Genomic DNA, 20390 nt, shown 5'->3' with positions numbered 1-20390 from the left:
GTTTGATGGATCACCCAGAGGGTGCGGGTTCGAAGCGGGCAGATCGGGTCGAGTTCGACCGCCGGGTGCATGTGGAGTTCCGAGGTGCGCAGCTCAGTTCCGACGGCGGCCTGCTGGTGATGCGCGAGCTGGATGACGCGCTCGGGCTGTCCGATCTGGCGGCAAAAGCATTGCGCGACACCCGGCGCGGCAAGAACACGGTCCACCGGCTTGACGGGTTGTTCCGGCAATCGGTGTTCGGGCGACTGGCCGGATACGAGGATGTGAACGACGCCGACCGCCTGGCCCTCGATCCGGTGATGCGCCAGGTCGTGGGTGGAAGGGCTGTCGATGCGCAAGCGGCCTCGGCCTCGCAGATGGGACGGTTCGAGACCGAGACACTGGCACAGCCCGAGAACCGTGCCGCGCTGGCCGACCTGAATGGCCAATGGATCGACCGGTTCCATGACCGTAACGGGCTGAAGTACATCGTTCTGGACATGGACAGTTCGGTCAGCCCCACCCATGGCGATCAGGAGGGCGCGGCCTGGAACGGGCATTTCGACTGCACCTGCTATCACCCGAACTTTTTGTTCAACCAGTTCGGCATGCTGGAGCGCTGCGCCTTGCGCCATGGCAACGTCCACAGCGCCGATGGCTGGCGGGACGTTCTCGACCCCGTCATCGCCCGCTACGCGGAGCGCGACCTTTGCGGCCGGTTCTTCCGGGCTGACGCCGCCTACGCGATCCCCGCGATCTATGAGCGGCTGGAAGAAGCCCGATTCTTCTACGCCATCCGGCTGCCTGCGAACAACGTCCTGCGCGAGAAGATCGCGCATCGGCTGACGCGCCCTGTCGGGCGACCTTCGCTGACCAAGGTCAAGCGCTTCTACGAAGACTTCGAGTATCAGGCGGCATCCTGGGACAAGGAACGCCGGGTGATCGCCAAGATCGAATGGCATCCGGGCGAACTGTTCCCGCGTGTCGGCTTCATCGTCACCAACCTGCCGATGGAGCCCGACTGGGTGGTGCGGTTCTATAACCAGCGCGGCACCGCCGAGCAGCACATCAAGGAAGGTAAATATGCCTTCCACTGGACGCGGCTGTCATGCCGGAAGTTCCGCGACAATGAGGTGCGACTGCAACTGCATGCGCTGGCCTACAACCTGGCCATCTTCTTGCGCTGCATCGAGTTGCCCGAGACGATGGCCGACTGGTCGTTGACCAGCCTGCAACTGAAGCTGATCAAGATCGGGGCACGTGTCGTCCGCCATGCCCGCGCCATCACCTTCCAGCTGGCCGAGGTGGCCGTCACCGGTCCGATGGTCCGCGCCATCCTCGCCGCCATCCGCCGATTGCGAGCGCCTCCGCTATGCGCATGACCGCCATCCACGCCCAAACTGAACGAAAACGGCAGGATGGGTCTGTCCGCTGCGCTGAAAAACACCGCCACCAGGGCACAACACGGCGGCTTCGCGGGCCGATCTGCCCTGTCTCAGCGCCTTGCGCGCCCGACGACGCCGCTCGGGACGGAAAATGATTGTCCTGCGGTCGGATTCAGGCGAAACTCACGTCAGACGGCATGCCACTTGGGGAATGTATGCTCAAAGGAGATTCGCATGGAATACAACAGCGGCAATTTCTACGCCTTCGCCCGCCCCCGCAAACCCGCAGGGGTGGATGGCAAGACCGCCTGGTTCGTCGGCTCGGGCCTTGCGGCGCTTTCGGGCGCGGCCTTCCTGATCCGCGACGGCCACATGGCCGGCGAGAGGATCACCATCCTCGAGCGGCTGGCGCTGCCGGGCGGCGCGCTGGACGGCATCGAGGAGCCGGAAAAGGGCTTCGTGATCCGCGGCGGGCGCGAGATGGAGGCTCAAGGGCGACAGCGGCCTTTTGCCGCAGCTTTGCCTCCCCGGGCAACGGCCCGACCGGTAGCCGCCCTGTAATGGAAATCTTCAAAAAGGACCGATCATGAGCGCCCAGAACATGCCCCAGGCACCCGACCCGCTCGACGGGATCGCCGAAACCCTCGACAGGGCCGCGGGCGCCGCGATCGCGCAGATGACCGCGGGGCTCTCCCCCATCACCATCCTCCAGGCCTTTTCGGACTGGGGACATCATCTCGCCTTCGCACCGGGCAAGCAGCTGCAACTCACCGCCAAGGCGGCCCGCAAATATGTGCGGCTCTTCGACTATGCCGTCCGATCCGCAGGCGACCGCGACGCGGCGCCCGCGATCGAGCCGCTGCCGCAGGACCGCCGCTTTGCCGATCCCGCCTGGCAGCAGCCGCCCTTCAACCTCCTCTCGCAGGCGTTCCTTCTCAACCAGCAATGGTGGCACGCGGCGACAACCGGGGTGGGCGGCGTCGGCAGCCATCATGAGGACATGGTCGAATTCACCGCCAGACAGATGCTCGATATCCTTGCGCCGACCAACTTCCTTACGACCAACCCGGTTCTCCAGCGCAAGATCGTCGAGACCGGCGGCCAATGCCTGGTCGACGGGTTCCGCCATCTGATCGAGGATATGCAGCATCTCGTAAGAGGCTTGCCTCCGGCGGGCACGGACGCCTTCCGCGTGGGGGAGACGGTGGCGACCGCCAGGGGCAAGGTCGTCTATCGCAACCGCCTCATCGAACTGATCCAGTACGCCCCCACCACCGACACGGTGCGGCCCGAGCCGATCCTGATCGTGCCGGCATGGATCATGAAATATTACATCCTCGACCTCTCGCCCGAGAACAGCCTCGTCCAGTGGCTGACGTCCCAGGGCTTCACCGTGTTCATGATCTCCTGGCACAATCCGGACAGCGAGGACCGCGACCTCGACATGGAGGCCTATCGGCAACTCGGGCCGATGGCGGCGCTCGATGCGGTGAGCGCGATTACCGGCGCGCCCGCCGTTCATGCCGTGGGCTATTGCCTAGGCGGCACGCTGCTCTCGATCGCAGCGGCGACGATGGCGCGCGAGGGTGACGATCGCCTTGCCAGCGTGACGCTTTTCGCGGCGCAGACCGAATTCAGCGAACCGGGCGAACTGGGCCTCTTCATCGATGAGGGACAGCTCAATCTCCTCGAAAAGATGATGTGGAGCCGGGGCTATCTCGACAGCGGCCAGATGGGCGGCGCGTTCCAGATCCTCAAATCCAACGACCTCGTCTGGTCGCGCATCCTGTCGGAATATCTGATGGGCGAGCGCGCGCCTCTCAACGACCTCATGGCCTGGAACGCCGACGGGACGCGCATGCCCTATGCCATGCACAGCCAGTATCTGCGGCGCCTGTTCCTCGACGATGACCTGGCCGAGGGCAAATACAAGGTCAATGGTCGCACCATCGCGCTCTCGGCGATCCGCAGACCGTTGTTCGTCGTCGGCACCGAGCGCGATCATGTCGCGCCCTGGCATTCGGTGCATAAGATCCACCTGCTGACCGGGGCCGAGATCACCTTCGTGCTGACGAGCGGCGGCCATAATGCCGGTATCGTCTCGGAACCGGGCCACAACGGCCGGCGCTACCGCGTGCTGACGCGCGAAACCGATGGTCTCTCCTACGATCCGGAGGAATGGGAACGCCACGCAGAGAAGAAGCAGGGTTCCTGGTGGACCGAATGGGGCGACTGGCTTGCAAGCCGTTCGGGCGCGCCCGGGGCCCCGCCGTCGATGGGCGCCGCGGACAAAGGCTATGCGCCGATCGCGGACGCGCCCGGCCATTATGTCCTGGAGCGCTGAGCCATGACCGATGAGGCCATGATCGAAAACCGGACCTTCGACGAGATCGCCGTGGGCGAAAGCGCGAGCGTGACCCGCACGCTCTCCAAGCGCGATATCCAGCTCTTCGCGCTGGTGTCGGGCGACGTCAATCCGGCCCATCTGGACGAGGATTATGCCGAAAGCGACTTCTTCCGCCGGGTGATCGCGCACGGCATGTGGGGCGGCGGGCTGATATCGGCGGTGCTCGGGACCGAACTGCCCGGCCCCGGTGCCATCTATCTCGGCCAGTCGCTGCGGTTCCTGAGGCCCGTGGGCATCGGCGACGCCATCACCGCGACGGTGACGGTGACGGAAAAGCGGGCGGACAAGCATATCCTGCTGCTCGACTGCCGCTGCGACAATCAGAATGGCGAGACCGTCATCACCGGCGAAGCGCAGGTCAAGGCCCCCACCGAGAAGATCCGCCGCCCGCGCATCGCGCTCCCCGATATCCGCCTGTCAGACCATGACGGCTATCATCGGTTGATCGAGGGCGTGCGCGGCAACCCCGCGCGCACCGCCATCGCTCACCCCTGTTCGGCCGCCGCGCTGGCGGCAGCGGTCGAGGCCGCCGAGGCAGGGCTGATCGATCCGATCCTGGTGGGACCGAGGGCCCGCATTCTTGCAGCGGCGGCCGAGGCCGGCAAGGATGTGGCGGCCTATCGCATCGTGGAAAGCGCGCACAGCCATGATTCGGCGGCGAAGGCCGTCGAACTGGTGCGGGCCGGCGAGGCGGTGCTGCTCATGAAGGGATCGCTGCATACCGACGAATTGATGGGCGCGGTCGTGTCGCGCGCGACGGGCCTGCGTACCGAACGGCGGATCAGCCATGCCTATGTGATGGACGTGCCCGGCCATCCGACGCCGCTCATCATCACCGACGCGGCGATCAACATCGCGCCGAACCTTGAAGAAAAGGCGGATATCATCCGCAACGCCATCGATCTTGCCCATGTGCTGGACATCGGCCAACCCAGGGTCGCGATCCTGTCCGCTGTCGAGACGGTGAACCCGGCGATGCCGACCACGCTCGATGCTGCCGCGCTGTGCAAGATGGCCGACCGGGGCCAGATCACGGGCGGCCTCCTCGATGGCCCGCTCGCCTTCGACAATGCGATCAGCGAGGCGGCCGCGAAGGAAAAAGGGATCGTGTCGCCCGTCGCGGGCAAGGCGGACATATTGGTCGTACCCGATCTGGAGGCGGGCAACATGCTCGCCAAGCAGCTCACCTTCCTCGGCGGGGCGGATGCGGCAGGCATCGTGCTGGGTGCGCGTGTGCCGATCATCCTCACCAGCCGGGCCGACAGCCTGCGCACGCGCCTTGCTTCCTGCGCCGTTGCCGTGCTGGTAGCGCGCGCGGCGACCAAGGCGGCGCCCGGCCTGCCGGAGGGTATGCGCACATGAAGGCCGTCGTCAGCCTCAATTCGGGCTCGTCCAGCATCAAGTTCGCGCTCTATACGCTCGATCGCGACCGCAAACCGACATTGTCCGCCGGCGGCAAGATCGAACGGATCGGTCTTTCTCCCCGCCTCGCCATTCGCGACGCAGCAGGCACAGTGCTGATCGAACGCGAGTGGCCCGACGAACGCGCCATGACCCATGCAGAGTTGCTCGCATGGTTGTTTGACTGGGCCACATCGCATCTCGAAGGGCGCGAAGTCCTCGCCGTCGGGCACCGCGTCGTCCACGGCGGGGTCGACTTCGCCCAGTCGTGCCTGATCGATACCATAGTGCTCGAGGAGCTTGAGAAGCTCTGTCCACTGGCCCCGCTCCACCAGCCCCATAATCTGGCTGCCATCCGCGCGATCGCCGCGCTCGCGCCGGACCTTCCCCAGGTCGCCTGCTTCGACACCGCCTTCCACCATGATCGCCCCGCACCCGCCACCCGCTTCGCGCTCCCGCGCGCACTTCACGAGCAGGGCATCAGGCGCTACGGCTTCCATGGCCTCTCCTACGACTATATCGCCCGCCGCCTGGCAGAGCTCGACCCATCGCTTGCCGCCGGCCGCGTGATCGCCGCGCATCTGGGCAACGGCGCAAGCCTGTGCGCCATGTCAGGCGGCAAGAGCATCGACACGACGATGGGTTTCACCGCGCTCGACGGCCTGATGATGGGCACGCGCTGCGGGTCGATCGACCCTGGCGTCATCCTGCATCTCCAGAACCGGGTGGGCATGAGCGCCGCCGATGTGGAGGCGCTGCTCTACAAGCAATCGGGCCTGCTGGGCGTATCAGGCATCTCGAGCGACATGCGTGAGCTTGCGGCCAGCGACCGGCCCGAAGCCCGCGAGGCCATCGACCTCTTCATCTGGCGTGCCGCGCGCGAGGCCGGCGCGCTGGCGTCATCGCTGGGCGGCCTTGACGGTCTCGTCTTCACGGCCGGCATCGGCGAGAACGACGCCGCCATCCGCGCGGGCATCTGCGAGCGCCTCGCATGGCTCGACATCAGCCTCGATGAGCGGGCCAATGCCGTCCATGCCGACGTCATCAGCGCGCCTGGCAGCCCCATTACCGTCCGCGTCATCCCGACGGACGAAGAACGGATGATCGTCCTGCAGACACTGGCCACCCTTTTTGGAGTTAAAACATGACCCCCCTCGTCGATCTTCGCGGCAAGCGTGGCCTGATCGTCGGTATCGCCAACGAACAGAGCATTGCAGCGGGCTGCGCCGAGGCTTTCAGCCGCTGCGGCGCGCGCCTTGCCGCGACCTATCTGAACGAGAAGGCGAAAGGCTGGGTCGAGCCGGTGGCGGACCGGCTGGGCGCCGAATGGCTCGCCCCCTGCGATGTGCGTGAGCCCGGCCAGCTCGAGGCCCTGTTCGACCAGGTGCGGGACCGATGGGGCGGACTCGACTTCCTGCTGCATTCGATCGCCTTCGCACCCCGCGACGATCTCCATGGCCGCGTCGTCGACAGCAGCGCCGAGGGGTTCGGCATCGCGATGGACGTCTCCTGCCACAGCTTCCTTCGCATGGCGAAGCTGGCCGAGCCCTTGATGGCGCAAGGCGGCTGCCTGCTCTGCGTCACCTTCTACGGCTCGGAGCGCGTCGTTGAAAACTACAACCTCATGGGACCGGTCAAGGCGGCGCTGGAGAGCGCGACGCGCTATATCGCCGCCGAACTGGGCCCCCAGGGCATCCGCGCCCATGCGATATCGCCGGGCCCTATCGCCACCCGCGCCGCCAGTGGCATCGCGCGGTTCGATGAATTGCTCGAGCGCGCCGCCGCCCAGACGCCGGTCGGCCAGTTGGTGACGATAGAGGATGTCGGCGGGCTGGCTGCCTTCCTCGTCAGTGACGCAGCCAGCCGGATCACCGGAACGGTGATCCCGGTCGATGGCGGACAGCACCTTCTCGCATGATGGACCGGTCTATCCGATGGTTGCTGGCGACAGCGCTCCTTGTGCCCGCCGCGGCGCAGGCAGCGCCGGTAGCGGTGCTCGTCCGGGACGCGGGCGAACAGGATGCAGAGGGCGCTTTGCTCGTCGATCTGCGCTTGCTGAACGAGGGCGATGAACCGCAGAGCTTCGCGCTCCCTGATCGGATCGAGGCCCGGGTCGAACGGTCGGGAGATATCCGGACGGTCTGGCTCGAGCGCGCCCGCGATGTGGCGGACCATGTGATCATAGCGCCCCGCGGATTCGAGCGCGCCCGCTACCGCCTGGCAGCCCGTGATGGGCAATCCCTGGACCTGGCCCGGCTTTCCATCCCCGCCTGGAACGTCAGCCAGATCGCCATGATACCGCGCCCTGCGGCGCCGGCATCGCATCTCGCCGAGGCGCACACGCCTGCGCCGGTTCCGCCTGTGCGAGCCCCTGCTCCCACACCGCCGCCTTCGGATCGCAGGGCGGGCAACGCCTTCCTCGCCAACCTGTCCGGCTACGAACCCATTTATGCGGTCTATGGTCCGGACACCAACAGCGAAGCCCGGATCCAGCTCAGCTTCAAATATCAGTTGTTCGGAAGCCGCCGCGCGGAAGGTCTCCCGCAAAGCTGGCGCGATGGACTCCATTTCGCCTACACGCAGCGCATGTTCTGGGATCTGGGCGCGGACTCCTCGCCTTTCCGGAACATCGATTTCCAGCCCGAGATATTCTATCTTACGCCCTCGACCACACTGGCGAGCGGCGTGTCCCTGAGCGCACAGGGTGGCATCCGGCACGAGTCCAACGGCCGGGACGGCGAGGCCTCGCGGAGCATCAACAGCATCTATCTGGCGCCCATGGCCGCCATTCCGCTGGGCGGCGGCTATCGCCTCTCTATCGCGCCGCGCCTCTCCCTCTTCGTCGGGGACAAGTCCGACAATCCCGACATACGCCGGTATCGCGGCAACACCGGTCTTTTTATGGAGGTCGGGGAGGATAATGGACTGCGCCTCTCCACCTCCACCCGCTTCAATATCGGCAGCGGAAAGGGCGCGCTGTCCGCCGACCTGTCCTATCCGCTCCGCCGTATCCTGGGCGGCGGGCCGGACTTCTACCTCTTCGGTCAGAGCTTCATCGGATATGGAGAAAACCTCCTCGACTATGATCGAAACACCAGGCGTCTGCGCGTCGGGATCGCGCTGATCCGATGAAGGCGGCGACATGGACGCTGGTTGAAGAAGACGGTTCCTTGACCCTCCACGCCGAGGGCGACTGGACGGCCCTGACCCTTGACCAGGCGAGCCGTCAGCCGCTGCCGGCTGTGGGAGGACAGCAGGCGAACAGGATCGACGTCTCCGCCCTCGGGAGGATCGACACGACCGGCGCCTTGCTGCTCCTTAAACTGATGCCCACCGACGGCGAGATCCTGTTCGGCACACGTGACGATGTGCGACGTCTGGCCAACCTCGTTGCGCCGGGCATGACGCCTCACGAGGATAGCCCGCCCCCCCGTGGCTACCTGACCGGGTTCTTCGCGCGCTTCGGCCAGCAGATCATTGAAATCGCTCACGACGCCTATGCGATGCTGGTTTTCACCGGTCAGATGATCCTTGCTCTTGGAGGCACATTGTTACGCCCCAGGCGATTGCGGGTCACACCGCTATTCGCTGTCATGCAAGAATCAGGCATCAATGCCTTGCCGATCGTTTTCATCATGACGTTTTTCATCGGTGCGATCATCGCACTGGTCGGCACCAATCTCCTCACCAGCCTCGGAGTGGAGATTTTTACCGTCGAACTTGTGGGCGTCGCAATCCTCAGGGAGTTTGGCGTCGTCATCGCCGCTATTCTTCTGGCGGGCCGCTCGGCCTCTGCCTTCGCGGCACAAATCGGCTCCATGCGGATGAACCAGGAAGTGGCCGCCATGCAGGTCATGGGTGTCGACCGGTTCGATGCCCTCGTCACGCCCCGTATCCTCGCCGCGCTCGTCATGATTCCGCTCATGACGTTCGTGGGCGACCTGGGCGGACTCCTGGGAGGGCTTCTCGTAAGCTGGGCCACCATCGACATCAGCCCCTCCTTCTTCGTCACCCGTCTCGCGGAAACCGTCAGTATCAAGCATTTCTGGATCGGCATGGGCAAGGCCCCGTTCCTCGCCCTGCTGATCGCTGCCGCGGGGTGCCGCCATGGAATGATGGTGGGAGGAGACGTCCAGAGTCTGGGCCGTCATGTGACGTCCGCAGTGGTCCAGTCTGTTTTCCTCATTATCATGTTCGATGCCATCTTTGCGGTGATCTTCATGGTGCTCGGCCTGTGAGCGGGTCCGTGAACAACGGTCTGGCCGATCCGCTCGCGATCCGGGTGACCGGTCTGCGCACCGCATTTGGTGACAAGGTCATTCACGACAATCTTGATCTCGAAGTCAGGCGTGGTGAAATACTGGGCGTGGTCGGCGGCTCTGGATCGGGCAAGTCGGTCCTTCTGAACACTATTCTTGGCCTTCAGCAGCCCGACGCCGGACACGTGGAAGTTTTCGGTGAGGATATGGGCCGGTCGCAGGGCGATGTTCAACGGCGCATCGGCGTCATGTTCCAGCAGGGCGCGCTCTTTTCCTTCCTGACCGTGCTTCAGAATGTCGAGGCTCCGATGCTGGAGCATACCCGCCTCGCGCCGGGGTTCATGCGCGAAGCGGCGCGCCTCAAGATCAGGCTTGCCGGCCTTCCCGCCCATGCCGCCGATCTTCGTCCGGCCGAACTGTCGGGCGGCATGCGCAAGCGCGCTGGCGTTGCAAGGGCGATCGCACTTGATCCCGACATATTGTTTCTCGATGAACCCACCGCAGGTCTCGACCCGATCGGCGCCGCAGAATTCGACGCGCTCATCCGCGATCTGCGCGATACGCTGGGCCTCACGGTCTTCATGATTACCCACGATCTCGACACGCTGTACGCGGTCTGTGATCGGGTCGCCGTCATCGCCGATCGAAAAATCGTGACCACGGCCCCGCTTCACGAGCTGGAGCAATCGGATCATCCCTGGATCAGGGATTATTTCCTTGGGCCGCGCGGCCGCGCTGCGGCAGAACAGCAGGATAGCATTTGATGGAACGGCAGGCCAATTACGCGCTGGTAGGCGCCATCTCGACACTGCTGCTGATTGCCGGCGTGGTGTTTGTCGTATGGCTGGGCGGATCGCGTTTCAGCAATGAATATGACCGATACAGGATCATCTTCGAGGGCCCTGTTCGCGGCCTCAGCGTGGGCGGGGATGTCCAGTTCAACGGTATCAAGATGGGTCAGATCGAACGGATCAGGCTCGACGAAGACAATCCCAACCGGGTAATCACCGACATATCCCTGCAGGCACGCACGCCGGTTCGCCGCGATTCTCTGGCATCCACCGAAACGCAAGGCATTTCCGGCACGAGTATCGTCCAGATCAGCGCGGGCGATCCGCAACAGCCTCTCCTGCGCGAGGCCGAGCGCTCCCACCGGCCTGTTATTCGAAGCAAGCCGAACGCCATGTCGTCGCTGATTCAGGGCGGCGGCCAGATGGTCGAAAGCGCGACCAGGGCGCTCAACCAGGTCAACAAGCTCATCTCGGACGAGAACATCGCCGATCTGAGCGCGACGATAAAGGATGTACGTCTCACCATGGGCGAGCTCGCCGAGAATCGCGCCATGTTCGATCATGCCGGGTCCATGCTGGCAAAACTCGATTCCGCTGCCACCGATATCGAAGCGTCAGCGGCGCTCATTCGGGAAATGGGCGAGGGAGACGGACGCCGGACACTCGCGGAGATGTCGGAGGCGGCGACCGAGCTCAAGGCCGCAATCGGCGAAGCGCGCGGCACCCTCGCCCATATCAACCGGCAAAGCGAGACAATCGGAACGACCACCCTCCCCGCCGTCAATGCCGCGATGCATAGCCTGCAGGAGACATCCGAATCGCTCGATGGGTTCTTGCGCGAAATACGCCAGAATCCGCGCCGTGCGCTCACCAAGGACAGTGGACAGGAACTGGAGCTACCCCGATGATGTGTTTTACGCGTGGAGCCAGGATCGCGATCATGACCGCTGTCCTGCCGCTGGCCGGTTGTGTCTCCGTTCTGAAAAGCGGACCGCCCGATAACCTCTATCGCTTCGGCATCGTCGAAGACCCGGCGCATGAGGCCCCCATAATAGAGCGGGATAAAAAGCCTGTAACGCTGGGGCGCGTCCGGTTCGCTCCCGAGATCGACGGTGACCGCATATTGACGGCTCATGGCGACACCGTCCTCTATATCAAGGATGCGCGCTGGGTTGCGCCAGCACCGGACCTGTTCACCCAGGCGGTGATGCGCCGTTTCGAACAGGCGACCTCTTCTGTTCGCCTCCTGCCCGCTGCCGCCCGGGGCAACGGCGCCCCGCTCCTGCACCTGACGATAGATCGTTTCGAAGCGGATTATCGCGGAAACGCCCAAAAATCCGACGCTCCGACGATAAGAGTGAGCGGCTCAGCCACCCTTGTCGATTCCGCCAGTCTTCAACCGATCGCAAGCCGCCGCTTCACGGTCGATGAGCGCGCATCCGCCAGCAGCCAGTCAGCCATCACTTCCGCGTTCGATCGGGCCGTATCGCACTATACGCTCCAGATCCTGGAATGGTGTGAGGTTGTGCACTAACCTCGGACCAACTGCGCCGCTGCCTCACCAGCACTCTCCATATAACTCGGGTCTCGATGAAGCAGCACGACGGCAAATGCCCCGTCGAGCAGAAGGATGATCTGGCGCGCAAGACGCCGGGCCTCGTCTGGTGGGCGCACATCTGCAAACAGCGAGCACAGCCAGTCCTCTACGCGCTTCTTGTGCGTGCGTCCTGCAAGGATCGCAGGGTGCCCCGGCAGGTGGATCAGCTCAACCGATGTCCGCAGGAACCCACAGCCCTTCCATTTCGGATGCCGTGCGGAAGCCGCAAGATTGCAAAAGATGCCTTGCACCTTGTCGGCCGTGCTGCCCACCGTTTCAGTGAACCAGCGCTGGAACAGCGCAAGGTTCGGCTGGTCTCGCGTTTCCAGATACGCCGCGATCAGATCGTCCTTGCTACGGAAATGGTAATAGAGCGTCCGCTTGGTCAGGCCCGCCTTCTCAGCGACGGCATCGACGCTGACGGCGCGGATTCCCTCGGCGTGAAAGAGCTTGCCGGCCGCCTCGATAATTCGATCGCGTGTGGGCACATCGGTTCTGGTCATACCGCAATGTATACCGACCAGTGAATATACTCAAGCGATCGCTCCGCATATCATATCCGTCATGAGCAGCTTGACTTCGCACTCCACGACTATTGACGGGCAAACGGTTGAACTTTCCTGCCCTGACGGGGTGCGTCTCGGCGGCCATCTCTGGCGCGCGAACAAGGCCCATCCCATCGGAACGGTGATCGTGAATCCGGCCACCGGCGTCCTCGCCCGCTATTACCATAGTTATGCCCGGTTCCTTTCCCGGCACGGGTTCGACGTGCTCACTTACGACTATCGTGGCATCGGCTTGTCGCGACCCGAGCGTCTGAGAGGCTGTGGCTATCGCTGGCGCGACTGGGGCGAGCGGGATTTCGAGGGCGCTATCAGATTTATCGGACAGCACGGCCGAAGCGACCAGCTGCTTGTGGTGGGCCACAGTATAGGCGGCTTTCTGCCGGGACTTGCTGACAGCGCCGGGCGCATAGCGCGCATCCTGACTGTCGGGGCGCAATATGCCTGGTGGGGCGACTATGCCGCCCGTCGCCGACTCCCTCTCTTCCTCAAATGGCATGTGGCGATGCCTGCGCTGACATACGCTTTCGGCTATTTCCCTGGTCGCAGGCTGAACTGGCTTGAAGACCTGCCGGCTGGCGTAGCGCATGAATGGAGCTTTCGCGGGTCACGGTTCGAGCGTAGCTACCCGCCCGACGAGCGGCAAAGTGTGCTGGAGCGCATGGCGACCGTGTCCGCCCAGGTGCTGGCTGTCAGCGTTTGCGATGACGAGCTTGGCACACCGGCCGCGATCCGCCGAACGCTTGAATATTACACCGGCGCCGAGCGGACGTCGGTGCTGCTTCAGCCATCGGATTACGGTCGCGAAGAGATTGGGCATTTCGGCCTGTTCCACGACAGCCATGCCGCTGGATTCTGGCTCGATACCCTGATGTGGCTGCGCGACGGCCGCAATCGCTGGCCTGACCATGCCATTGCCCGCTGAACTGGAGGGTCAAATGCATCGTCTCTACTATTCGCCCGGAGCCTGTTCGCTCGCCGTCCGCATCGTTCTGGAAGAAATCGGCCAGCCCTATGAGACAGAGATCCGCTCCGCCAAAAATGGCGAGGGGACGTCGACGGCGGACTATCTGGCGCTCAACCCCAGGGGCCGGGTGCCGGCGCTCACTGGCGTTTCCGGTGGCTCCGGCGGCGCGCCCGACCTGCTGACCGAATCCGTCGCCATCCTGCTGTTTCTGGCTGGCAGCTATCCCGAGGCGAAACTCGTGCCTGCCGATGCTGCCGCCGAGGCGCGATGCCTGGAATGGCTGAGCTGGATCTCCGTCGATCTCCACGGCGTTGGCTACAGCCAACTCTGGCGTCCGCACCGCTTCGTGCCCGACCCCACGCTGCATGAGGCGGTCAAGGGCAAGGGGTTGGAGAACATCCGCGCCGCCTATGACCATATCGACCGCATCCTGTCCGATGGCCGCGACTGGGCCGTCCCTGCCCGCTATACTGTCGTCGACGCCTATCTTAGCGTGTTCTGGCTCTGGGGCCGTCGCATCGGCCTCGACATGGAGGCGGGTTGGCCCAATTGGGCGCGGCTGATGACCAAGGTGCTGGCGCGCCCCGCCGTTCGGCGGGCGATCAGCCTGGAAGCCATGGGCTGACATGGAGCGCTTCACGCCGCTCAGCAGGCGCTGCTCGAAGTCAAATGATCGAGCAGGCTAAGCGCGGCGGGAGTCAATGCCGTCTCATCTCGGACACAGACCGACAGTTGTCGCGTTGCCCAATCGTCTGTAAGCGGCGCGAAAGCCATCCGCGTCGAGCGCTTCGCGCGCCGTGCCGCCGTTTCCGGCACGATCCCGATGCCGACACCTTCGCCCGCCATACGGCAGATGCCGTCGAAACCGCGAAGCGTCAGACGCAGCTTGATCTTCGCTCCCAGCCGTGCCGCCTGCATCTCGATATGCTTTTGCAGGGCACCGTCCATCAATCCAACGAAATGGCAGTCCAGCAGATCGGCAAAGCGAACCTGTCGCTTTCCTGCCAGATCGTGATCGGCCGGGAACACCATGACAAGCCGGTCAATGGCAAAGGGGCGCAAAGTCAGCCCCTCCGTGCCAGCAGCATTCGACAGGATGCCGATCTCGGCAAAGCCGGCAGCAATGCTCCGCGCTATTTCAGTGCTCTGCCGCTCCTTCAGTTCGACATCGACCTGAGGATGGGCCGTCAACCAGGGCGCAAGCCTTTCGGGCAGGAACTCGGAGATAGCCGCTGTATTGGCGAGGATGCGCACCTCTGTGCGCAGTCCTTTCGCGTAACGTCCCAGCTCGCCACGCATCTGGGCCACCTGGTGCAGGATCGCACGGGCATGATGGGCTAGCGCCTCACCGGCCTCCGTCGGAACCACGCCGCGACGGCCACGATGGAGCAACAGCACTTCGCCCGCCGCCTCCATATCCCGCAGCCGTTCGCTGGCGGCCGGCAGCGACATCCCCGCTTCGATCGCACCGTGGGTAATGCTGCCGGCATCAACGACAGCGAGAAACAGGCGAAGGTCGGTCAGATCGAAGCGCATGCGGCAAGAATAGCCGCTTGTCTGGCTTCGGCATAGCCGAAGCCAGACATCAACTCATCCGCATTGTCCACGGCGTCCAGGCGGATATTCAGGGGGCATGTTTGATCTTCCGACAGTAATGCTCGCCGCCGTCTTCGCGACCTTTTTGGCCGCTGGCCTCGTCAAAGGTGTCACCGGAATGGGCCTTCCGACCGTGGCGATGGGCATGCTCGGTGCGCTTATCTCTCCACTGGTGGCCGCAAGCCTGCTGATCGTGCCGTCCTTCGCCACCAATGTCTGGCAACTCTTCGCGGGGCCGAGCTTTGGAGCGCTGCTGCGGAGGCTCTGGCCGATGATGCTGGCCGTTGTTGTCGGAACGCTGCTCGGATCGAGATGGATCGCCAGCGGCGATACGGGAGTGACGACGCTGCTGCTCGGCATCGCGCTCATCATCTATTCCACCTGTCCGCCGTCAGCACCGATGGCACAGATTTGAGGTTGTGATTTAAGGAGGATCTGGGCTTCGTCGTAGTGACGAAGGAACGAAGATGAAGCCCAGATCCTCCAATGTAAAATCGCCCGCCAAGGCCCCAGCAGAGCGGGTAGTGAAGGACATCCGCCGACAGACCCGGCGCCACTTTTCGGCCGAGGACAAGATCCGCATCGTGCTGGATGGCCTGCGCGGGGAAGACAGCATCGCCGAGCTATGCCGCAAGGAAGGCATTGCCCAGAGCCTGTATTACACCTGGTCGAAGGAGTTCATGGAAGCTGGCAAGCGCCGCCTGGCCGGCGACACCGCCCGTGCCGCGACCACCGGAGAGGTCCAGGACCTGCGCCGCGAAGCCCGGGCCCTGAAGGAATGCGTGGCCGATCTGACACTGGAAAACCGTCTGCTCAAAAAAAGCATGGTCGCGGATGGGGGCAACGACGAATGAGGTATCCCGCATCCGAGAAGCTCGAGATCATCAGAACCGTCGAGCAGTCGCACCTGTCGGCCAAGCGCACGCTGGACCAACTCGGCATCCCTCGTCGGACATTCTACCGCTGGTATGATCGCTACCTCGAAGGCGGGCCGGAGGCGTTGGAAGATCGGCCATCGGCGCCGAGCCGGGTGTGGAACCGCATCCCGGCGGGCATCCACGACCAGATCATCGAGCTGGCGCTGGAACAGTCTGAGCTGAGCCCCCGGGAACTGGCCGTGCGCTTCACCGATGGGCAGCGCTACTTCGTGTCGGAATCCACGGTTTACCGCCTGTTGAAGGCCCACGACCTGATCACCAGCCCGGCCTATGTCGTGATCAAGGCTGCCGATCAGTTCCACACGAAAACCACGCGGCCGAACGAGATGTGGCAGACCGACTTCACCTACTTCAAGATCATCGGGTGGGGCTGGATGTATCTGTCGACCGTGCTCGACGACTTCTCACGCTACATCATCGCCTGGAAGCTGTGCACCAACATGCGAGCCGAGGACGTCACCGACACGCTGGACCTCGCCCTGGCGGCTTCTGGTTGCGACAGCGCCACGGTGCTGCACAAACCCCGGCTACTCAGCGATAATGGCCCCAGCTACATCGCGGGTGAGCTGGCGGAATACATCGAGGCCCGGAAGATGAGCCATGTCCGCGGCGCCCCGTGTCATCCCCAAACCCAGGGCAAGATCGAGCGCTGGCACCAGACCCTGAAAAACCGCATCTTGCTGGAAAACTACTTCCTGCCCGGCGACCTCGAAGCCCACATCGAGGCCTTCGTCGAGCACTACAATCACCAGCGATACCACGAGAGCCTGGCCAACGTGACGCCTGCCGACGCCTACTTCGGCAGGGCTCCGGCAATCATCAAACTGCGCGAAAGGATCAAGCGACAGACCATCGAACATCGGCGCTTGCAGCACCGCAAGTTCGCCGCCTAACATCAACCCCCTGACGAGGTCCGCACTCCGCTAATCTACGCCGCGAGTTGTGCCGAATGTTCTGACGACGGACAGGTATCATTCCGGAAGGACTGCCGGCGGTGATCACCATCACGCTTGCCATCGGCGTACAAAGAATGAACGACCGAAATCGGCGATCGCGCGGGATCTGCCGATGACCGCCATCGTACCAAGATCGCGATAGCGAAACGGCACCGCCTTTTCGCGGCCCGCGATCCGGTCGGCAATCAGTCTTCCGACATATTTTCCCTGTTGCTTCGCCACGGGGGCCAGGCCGGGCAGCGGTTTGGCCGTGCCCGGATCGAAGCTGGCGACGTCGCCGATCGCGAAGATGTTGGCATGCCCGGGCACGGAGCAATTCTCCGTCACCTTGACGGCGCCATTGCGCGCAGCCGCGGCACCAAGCCAGATCGCGGCGGGCCGCGCTTGCGTGCCCGCGCACCATAACACGACAGCGGCGTCGATCCGCTCATCGCCCAGAACGATCCCGTCCGCATCCACGAGCGTGACCGCCTCGCCCAGACGGACCTCGACGCCGAGCGAGCGAAGCGCGCCCGACGCATAGTCTGGCAGATCGCCGGGAAATGCGCCCAGGACATGCTGGCCAGCCTCGCACAGGACGATGCGGGCCGATTGGGGATCGATATGCCGGAAATCACGGGCGAGAGTGGTCCGTGCCAGTTCAGCAATGGTGCCGGCCAGTTCGACACCGGTCGGACCGCCCCCGACGACTACGAATGTCAGGAGCCTCGTCACCTCCGCAGGATCGTCGCATTGCTCGGCGCGTTCGAACGCGAACAGCAATCGGTCCCGAATCGACAAGGCGTCATCGATCGATTTCAGGACCTTTGCGTGGTCCGCCCACTCGTCACGGCCGAAAAAACTGTACGCCGCGCCAGTGGCAAGGACCAGATAATCGTAGCGGAGCGTTCTGCCGTCTGCGAGTTTCACGACCTGCGCGGTCGGTTCGACGCCAGTCACATCGGCCATCAGGACGCTCGCATTGCGGTTTCGCCTCAGGAGCACCCGGCTCGCCGTGGCGATATCAGCCGGCGACAGGGCCGCTGTCGCGACCTGATAAAGCAATGGCTGAAAAAGATGGTGATTGGTACGATCGACGAGGAGTACATCCGCATCCGCGTGCTTTAGCGCTTTCACAGCCGCCATTCCGCCAAAGCCGGCGCCCACGATCAAAATCTTCGGTCGCATCCTAAATTCTCATAGCCATTCCGACGAGCCTCCATCTTCGCTTCTGTAATCACGTCCATTGCTGGGATTTGCAACCGACCGCGCCGATCGCCCCGATTCGGTGGAACTGACAATCCCGGTGGCATTCTATTTGCGATAAGCCGCCAGTTGCCAACATATCGGGTAAGCACCGTTGGTTCGGCCTCATGAAACATGGCCAGGTGGATAGGGCAGCCGAACAGAACGATTCCAAATATTCACCTTAGCCGTTTGGCATTACACGCCGCATGAACGCGTCGAGTAATGGCACCGTAAACGCGGTATCTCCATGGGCCGGACTGTAAAGCATCCCCTTGGCGATCAAATGTTAGCGTCCGCGCTCGTGGTGTAATTTCTGGTGTAGATTGAGATGATCGCATGGGGTGGGGCATGCCCCACCCCATGCGATTTCGATCTCGGTGGCCACCGGGCTCATCGGTAAGGTGGAGTTACCACACTTCACACGCCCACCGAGGAGTTGATCCCGATGACCGACGACAGACTACCGCTTGCCGAGCTGATGGCGAAGACTGGAGATGGAGATTTCCTGCGCACGATCGCCGAGAGCGTATTACAGATCATCATGGAGGCCGACGTCGATGGCCTGGTCGGCGCTAGCCGACACGAGCGCTCCGGCGACCGGACGACCTGGCGGAACGGCTACCGCGACCGCAGCCTCGATACCCGGCTCGGCACGCTCAACTTGAGGATTCCCAAGCTACGGACCGGCGCCTACTTCCCTGGCTTCCTGGAACCCAGGAAGACCGTCGAGAAGGCGCTGGTCGCGGTGATCCAGGAGGCGTGGATCGCCGGCGTCAGCACCCGGCGTGTCGACGAGCTGGTGCAGGCCATGGGCATGACCGGCATCTCCAAATCCTCGGTGTCCAAGCTGTGCAAGGATATCGACGAACGTGTCCATGCCTTCCTTAAGCGGCCGCTCACCGGCGACTGGCCCTACCTCTGGCTCGATGCTACCTACCTCAAGGTGCGCGAGGGCGGGCGGATCGTCAGTGTCGCCGCGATAATAGCCGTTGCCGTCAACACCGAGGGCAAGCGCGAAATCGTTGGCCTTCACATTGGACCCTCCGAAGCCGAGCCATTCTGGTCGAGCTTCCTCAAGGACCTCGCACGCCGCGGACTGACCGGCGTGAAGCTGGTCATCTCCGATGCCCACGAGGGCCTCAAGGCAGCGATCACTCGCGTGCTCAGCGCCACCTGGCAGCGGTGCCGCGTCCACTTCATGCGCAATGCCCTGGCCTACGTGCCCAAGGGCCAGAACACCGTCGTCGCCGCTGCCATCCGCCAGGTCTTCCTCCAGCCCGACCATGCCGCCGCGACACAGGTCTGGCGCCAGGTCGCCGACCAGTTGCGTACCCGCTGGCCAAAGCTCGGCGCCTGCATGGACGATGCCGAGCACGACGTGCTGGCCTACATGACCTTCCCCGAGCAGCACCGCGTCAAATTACATTCCACCAATCCACTGGAACGCCTGAACAAGGAAGTGAAGCGCCGCGCCGATGTCGTCGGCATCTTCCCGAACGAGGATAGCATCATCCGCCTCGTCGGCGCCGTCCTGCTGGAGCAGAATGACGAATACCAGCTCCAGCACCGCTACATGCAGATCGAGGGCATGGCCGCCCTTGCTACACCAATGATCGAGGAGGCACAGCCGCTACAGATTACACCCAAGGCCGCCTGAAAATGCAGCCCGCTGGCCACACCCAATTCTACACCACATTGACGGACGCGACCCGATCAAATTGTTGCGGGTCGGCGCCACGCTTGAAACCTTCACGCTCATCGCTTCGGCCAGTGCGCTCCGCGTCGCGCTATCGACATCCCCTCTGTGACAGGGAATATCAGCGGCATCCCAACTGTGCTTCTCCCATTCCTGGAAGAAATACGGATATCCTTGCGTTCTATCCACGATAGCGCTCAGCGCAATATCTTCGATCGTTTCACCTTCCCGTTCAATCGGGAGGCAGATCGCATCTCTAGCAGACACATTGTCGAGCAGCCCGATCGCAACAAATTCGAAAAGGCGTTCTGCATAGGATTTGGCGCGCCCCATTCGACCAATAAGCTGAGGCAATCCTGCAGCGATCATCGTCACCGGCAACTGCTTCTGCCTCGCCCGGCGCAAAGCGCTGGTCAACGCCGCAAGCTGCGCTTCAGGCACGTATTGCACCTCATCGATCACCAGTTCCATCGCCGAACCCCATTCCCGTGCGGCCTTCCCTATCGTGACTATCAGATCCGAAAGATCCGCTTCGAGATCGCCCCCTCTGAAGCCTGCTTCTCTCGGTGGAGCCGCAGCAGCGCCGCCCGAAGCGCCGAACGAGAATGCCGGGGAGAGATCGGTTCTC

The 20390-nt window shown here is 63.5% G+C and carries 19 protein-coding genes and 1 pseudogene; 16 read left to right on the top strand and 4 right to left on the bottom strand.

Annotated elements, in window-relative coordinates; all coding sequences use genetic code 11:
- Positions 1–5 precede the first annotated feature (5 nt).
- The 11 genes from LDB26_RS08015 to LDB26_RS07965 all read left to right on the top strand — a co-directional run bounded on the left by LDB26_RS08015 (position 6) and on the right by LDB26_RS07965 (position 11756).
- Positions 6–1361, top strand: a complete 1356-nt coding sequence (locus LDB26_RS08015; RefSeq protein WP_003168745.1) for an IS1380-like element ISKpn23 family transposase — start codon at positions 6–8, stop codon at positions 1359–1361.
- 237 nt (positions 1362–1598) lie between these two features.
- Positions 1599–1925, top strand: coding sequence for an oleate hydratase (locus LDB26_RS08010; RefSeq protein WP_245843010.1), 327 nt, complete (start codon positions 1599–1601; stop codon positions 1923–1925).
- 25 nt (positions 1926–1950) lie between these two features.
- Positions 1951–3708: an alpha/beta hydrolase gene (locus tag LDB26_RS08005; protein ID WP_048575771.1), complete on the top strand. Its 1758-nt coding sequence runs from the start codon at positions 1951–1953 to the stop codon at positions 3706–3708.
- Positions 3709–3711: 3 nt separating this feature from the next.
- A complete protein-coding gene (locus LDB26_RS08000) occupies positions 3712–5133 on the top strand; it encodes a bifunctional enoyl-CoA hydratase/phosphate acetyltransferase (protein WP_037444215.1) in 1422 nt (473 codons plus the stop codon).
- Complete coding sequence (locus LDB26_RS07995) at positions 5130–6320, top strand: acetate/propionate family kinase (RefSeq protein WP_037444212.1); 1191 nt, start codon at positions 5130–5132, stop codon at positions 6318–6320. The genes LDB26_RS08000 and LDB26_RS07995 overlap by 4 nt, the downstream gene beginning before the upstream one ends.
- Positions 6317–7090: an enoyl-ACP reductase FabI gene (fabI, locus tag LDB26_RS07990; protein ID WP_037444209.1), complete on the top strand. Its 774-nt coding sequence runs from the start codon at positions 6317–6319 to the stop codon at positions 7088–7090. The genes LDB26_RS07995 and fabI overlap by 4 nt, the downstream gene beginning before the upstream one ends.
- On the top strand, positions 7087–8304 hold the full coding sequence (locus LDB26_RS07985; RefSeq protein WP_037444207.1) for a phospholipase A: 1218 nt from the start codon (positions 7087–7089) through the stop codon (positions 8302–8304). Before fabI ends, LDB26_RS07985 begins: the two co-directional genes overlap by 4 nt.
- 38 nt (positions 8305–8342) lie before the next feature.
- Positions 8343–9410 carry an ABC transporter permease gene (locus LDB26_RS07980; RefSeq protein ID WP_257541533.1) on the top strand — a complete coding sequence of 356 codons (1068 nt, stop codon included), beginning with the start codon at positions 8343–8345 and terminating at the stop codon, positions 9408–9410.
- 8 nt (positions 9411–9418) lie between these two features.
- Positions 9419–10195 (top strand): ABC transporter ATP-binding protein, encoded by a 777-nt coding sequence (locus LDB26_RS07975; RefSeq protein ID WP_226949045.1) that lies wholly within the window; start codon positions 9419–9421, stop codon positions 10193–10195.
- Positions 10195–11130: an MlaD family protein gene (locus LDB26_RS07970; RefSeq protein WP_037444199.1), complete on the top strand. Its 936-nt coding sequence runs from the start codon at positions 10195–10197 to the stop codon at positions 11128–11130. Before LDB26_RS07975 ends, LDB26_RS07970 begins: the two co-directional genes overlap by 1 nt.
- Positions 11131–11162: 32 nt before the next feature.
- Positions 11163–11756, top strand: a complete 594-nt coding sequence (locus tag LDB26_RS07965) for an ABC-type transport auxiliary lipoprotein family protein (protein ID WP_020820686.1) — start codon at positions 11163–11165, stop codon at positions 11754–11756.
- On the opposite strand, the gene LDB26_RS07960 is transcribed toward LDB26_RS07965, so the two are convergent.
- Positions 11753–12322 (bottom strand): TetR/AcrR family transcriptional regulator, encoded by a 570-nt coding sequence (locus LDB26_RS07960; RefSeq protein WP_048575773.1) that lies wholly within the window; start codon positions 12320–12322, stop codon positions 11753–11755. The genes LDB26_RS07965 and LDB26_RS07960 overlap by 4 nt on opposite strands.
- Before the next feature lie 61 nt (positions 12323–12383).
- Here LDB26_RS07960 and LDB26_RS07955 point away from each other — a divergent pair, with 61 nt between their 5' ends.
- Complete coding sequence (locus LDB26_RS07955; RefSeq protein WP_048575774.1) at positions 12384–13307, top strand: alpha/beta fold hydrolase; 924 nt, start codon at positions 12384–12386, stop codon at positions 13305–13307.
- 13 nt (positions 13308–13320) lie between these two features.
- Positions 13321–13974 (top strand): glutathione S-transferase family protein, encoded by a 654-nt coding sequence (locus tag LDB26_RS07950; RefSeq protein ID WP_048575775.1) that lies wholly within the window; start codon positions 13321–13323, stop codon positions 13972–13974.
- Between the two features lie 20 nt (positions 13975–13994).
- Here the strand turns inward: LDB26_RS07950 and LDB26_RS07945 are convergent, their stop codons facing one another.
- Positions 13995–14885, bottom strand: a complete 891-nt coding sequence (locus LDB26_RS07945; RefSeq protein WP_048575776.1) for a LysR family transcriptional regulator — start codon at positions 14883–14885, stop codon at positions 13995–13997.
- A gap of 97 nt (positions 14886–14982) precedes the next feature.
- Here LDB26_RS07945 and LDB26_RS07940 point away from each other — a divergent pair, with 97 nt between their 5' ends.
- Entirely contained in the window at positions 14983–15360 is a 378-nt protein-coding gene (locus tag LDB26_RS07940; protein WP_082166039.1) for a sulfite exporter TauE/SafE family protein, read from the top strand.
- A 52-nt stretch (positions 15361–15412) separates the two neighbouring features.
- Positions 15413–16776 (top strand): IS3 family transposase gene (locus tag LDB26_RS07935; RefSeq protein ID WP_373886176.1). Its coding sequence is split into 2 segments (ribosomal slippage): positions 15413–15760 and positions 15763–16776, totalling 1362 coding nucleotides; the frame shifts between segments, so codons are not numbered across the junction.
- A 279-nt stretch (positions 16777–17055) separates the two neighbouring features.
- Here the strand turns inward: LDB26_RS07935 and LDB26_RS07930 are convergent.
- Positions 17056–18006, bottom strand: a pseudogene (locus LDB26_RS07930) (NAD(P)/FAD-dependent oxidoreductase); the annotation flags it as partial.
- Positions 18007–18511: 505 nt separating this feature from the next.
- On the opposite strand from LDB26_RS07930, the gene LDB26_RS07925 reads away from it, so the two are divergent.
- On the top strand, positions 18512–19723 hold the full coding sequence (locus tag LDB26_RS07925; protein ID WP_011950834.1) for an IS256 family transposase: 1212 nt from the start codon (positions 18512–18514) through the stop codon (positions 19721–19723).
- Here LDB26_RS07925 and LDB26_RS07920 read toward each other — a convergent pair.
- A complete protein-coding gene (locus tag LDB26_RS07920; RefSeq protein ID WP_257541531.1) occupies positions 19697–20233 on the bottom strand; it encodes a hypothetical protein in 537 nt (178 codons plus the stop codon). The two genes, LDB26_RS07925 and LDB26_RS07920, sit on opposite strands and share 27 nt — an antisense overlap.
- Positions 20234–20390: the final 157 nt, after the last annotated feature.

Origin of the sequence: Sphingobium sp. CFD-1 (assembly GCF_024611115.1) — a bacterium.
Lineage (GTDB): Bacteria > Pseudomonadota > Alphaproteobacteria > Sphingomonadales > Sphingomonadaceae > Sphingobium > Sphingobium baderi_A.
Note: the sequence above shows the minus strand (reverse complement) of the source record. Positions and strands in the feature narration are given on the sequence as shown.